Annotated in this window: 4 protein-coding genes; 3 read left to right on the forward strand and 1 reads right to left on the reverse strand. The window is 29.2% G+C overall.

Features of this window, described 5'->3' with window-relative positions; all coding sequences use genetic code 11:
• The 3 genes from BUA92_RS22720 to BUA92_RS22730 form a co-directional block, all read left to right on the forward strand.
• Window positions 1-211, forward strand: a 211-nt coding sequence (locus BUA92_RS22720) for an integrase core domain-containing protein (RefSeq protein ID WP_139259403.1), incomplete at its 5' end; no start/stop codon positions are given.
• Between the two features lie 218 nt (window positions 212-429).
• Window positions 430-1380 (forward strand): patatin-like phospholipase family protein, encoded by a 951-nt coding sequence (locus tag BUA92_RS22725; RefSeq protein WP_073022880.1) that lies wholly within the window; start codon window positions 430-432, stop codon window positions 1378-1380.
• 38 nt (window positions 1381-1418) lie between these two features.
• Entirely contained in the window at window positions 1419-1622 is a 204-nt protein-coding gene (locus BUA92_RS22730; protein WP_073022881.1) for a cold-shock protein, read from the forward strand.
• Window positions 1623-1702: 80 nt separating this feature from the next.
• Here BUA92_RS22730 and BUA92_RS22735 read toward each other — a convergent pair whose 3' ends face one another.
• Window positions 1703-2263 carry a DUF6512 family protein gene (locus tag BUA92_RS22735; protein WP_073022882.1) on the reverse strand — a complete coding sequence of 187 codons (561 nt, stop codon included), beginning with the start codon at window positions 2261-2263 and terminating at the stop codon, window positions 1703-1705.
• Between the last annotated feature and the right edge of the window lie 290 nt (window positions 2264-2553).

The raw sequence follows: 2553 nt of genomic DNA on the forward strand, positions 1-2553 counted from the left end.
AGCATGCCCCTATGATAATGCTTGTATAGAGTCTTTTCATTCCATTTTAAAGAAAGAACAAGTTAACAATGTTCAATATTATGATTATGAAAGTGAGAAATTAGACTTATTTATTTTTATTGAATCATGGTATAACCGTAAAAGAATTCATGGTTCTATTGGTTATATAACTCCGCAAATGAAAGAAGATCTTTTTAGAATAACAATTTGAGAATTAAAATGTGTCCAAGATATTGACCTAGGTCCACGTTACGTTTAATAAGAAGTTAAGTACTTAAATAGAAAAATAGAAAAGTAGAAAAGTATGCTATAAAAGGAAATAGGTTTTTTATCAAAAATAAATATATTTCATATATAAATAGTAGAAGAATGATAAAAGTGGCTATAATTATAAGTAAGGAATAAGTTTCAAAAGAGAGGAGGAGACACATGAAATTAGGATTGGTATTTGCAGGGGGAGGAGCTAGAGGCTCTTATCAAATAGGCGCGTGGAAAGCGTTAAAAGAGTTAGGAATAGATAAATACGTAAAAGGAGTATCGGGAACATCTATAGGAGCACTAAATGCAGTTATGTATCTCCAAGGTGATATAGAGATAGCTGAAAAAGTATGGCTAAGCATTTCAAAAGATAAGATTCTACCAACAGGAAATATAGATTTACTTAAGCGTGGAATATTTATAACTTTAGGAAATAGAAATCTGAATTTCGTAAAGAAGTACTTACCCACTACATTAGAACAAGGAAACATATCTAGAAGCGGTCTTATAGAAATAATGAATCAATATGTGGACATTGAAAAGATTCGTTTAGATAAGAGGAGTTGTTATGCTACATGTAGCGCTGTACCTGATTTAAGCCCAAGGTACTTTAAATTAAATGATTATAATGATGAAGATATAAAAAATATACTTTTAGCAACCTCAGCTATTCCAATGATATATGAAAGCAAGGAAGTAGAGGAGTTTAAGTATCTAGATGGTGGTATGGCAGATAATGTTCCAGTTCAACCATTGTATGGAGAAGGACTTGATATCATTATAATAATTCATTTAAGTAAAGATTCATTAGTTAATAGATATAAATTTCCTAGGGCTAGAATAATAGAGATATATCCAAGAGATATGGCAGATGGGGATCTTGCAGAAATACTAGATTTTTCTTCATCGGGAATAAGGAAGAGAATGAAACAGGGGTATATTGACACCATGTACTTACTAGAACCTATAATAACAATAGCTAATTATCAAAGAGATCAACTACCTAAAGAAACTATAATTAAAGCAGGATTAGGAATAGTTGAAAAGTCCAGAGGGATATTTAAAAAGAAAACTGAAGAGAAAAGTGATATAGATGAGGATAAAGATAAAATAAGTGGGTAAATTATCTAGTGAAATATATTTCTGGAGGTTTTAGATTTATGATTACTGGAGTTGTTAAATGGTACGACACCCAAAAAGGATATGGATTTATTTCAGCAAATGAAGGAAATGATGTGTTTGTTCATCACTCTCAAATAAAAGAGGGGAATGGAAGACAAGAACTTCATGAGGGGGAGTCAGTTTCATTTGATATAGTTGAAAAAGAAAAAGGGCCACAAGCTATAAATGTACAAAAATTTTAATCAATAATACAGCCTAGGTAAGTTATTACCTAGGCTGTATTATTGATTAGAATTCCTTATAAAAAAATAGAGACTATAGCCTAAGCCATAATCTCAGGGGTTATGAATTTATAAAATGTTGGTTTATTGAGAGATTTAAATAATTTGCAGTTTGGTGGATTTAATGTAAAAGCAAAAAACAATATAATTAGTGAGATTATAAATACTAAACTTATTAAATTTGCTAATGCATAATGTTTGTTAAGAATCAGAATTCTAAAAGAAATAATTTGAGCCACAATACATCCCAGTACATAAGTAATTATATTTAGTAAGAAATTTGTTCCACCCAAAAAACTTTGAGTGTAATTTAATATAAATAATATAAATGCGCTAAGAAATATAACTGAAGCAACTTTTGCTGTGAAAAAGTTACTAAGGCTAGAGCTAAAAGCAAAATATTCTATACCAGAAAAAAATACAATTGAAAAAAAGTAAGGTTTTACACTCTCCCATAAACTTTCGTTTATAGAACTAAATAATCCAACAATAAAATTGTAGTTAGATAGTTCATAAGTAAAATGCAATGTTATTCCGCATACGCTTATAAATACAGCCCCTAATAGTTCCCATAGAAATAGTTCTTTTTTATTAATTTTCATATAAGCACTTCTCCTTTTAAATTCAGGATAATAAGGAATGAAACTCATCATTAAAATAGTGAGAAGTCCTTTTATATAGATGTATGAGAAGAAAAATAATATTATTACATAATTTTTTAATAAAAGGTGTTGACATTGATTTTGGGCTATGATAATATAACTATTGTCGCTGCGAGAGAGTGGCGAAAAAACAAGAAAAATGGTCTTTGAAAATTAAACAGAGGAAACTTAAGAAGTTTTGAATAAACTTATTTTATAGTCAACGTAATTCTTAGAGTAAGATTAAACTA

The sequence above is a fragment of the Clostridium intestinale DSM 6191 genome, from assembly GCF_900130055.1.
Lineage (GTDB): Bacteria > Bacillota > Clostridia > Clostridiales > Clostridiaceae > Clostridium_T > Clostridium_T intestinale.

What these genes read in the sequence shown, in the direction of transcription:
- BUA92_RS22735 (WP_073022882.1), bottom strand. Translation starts at nt 2,263, where the DNA reads ATGAAAATTAATAAAAAAGAACTATTTCTATGGGAACTATTAGGGGCT.
- BUA92_RS22725 (WP_073022880.1), top strand. Translation starts at nt 430, where the DNA reads ATGAAATTAGGATTGGTATTTGCAGGGGGAGGAGCTAGAGGCTCTTAT.
- BUA92_RS22730 (WP_073022881.1), top strand. Translation starts at nt 1,419, where the DNA reads ATGATTACTGGAGTTGTTAAATGGTACGACACCCAAAAAGGATATGGA.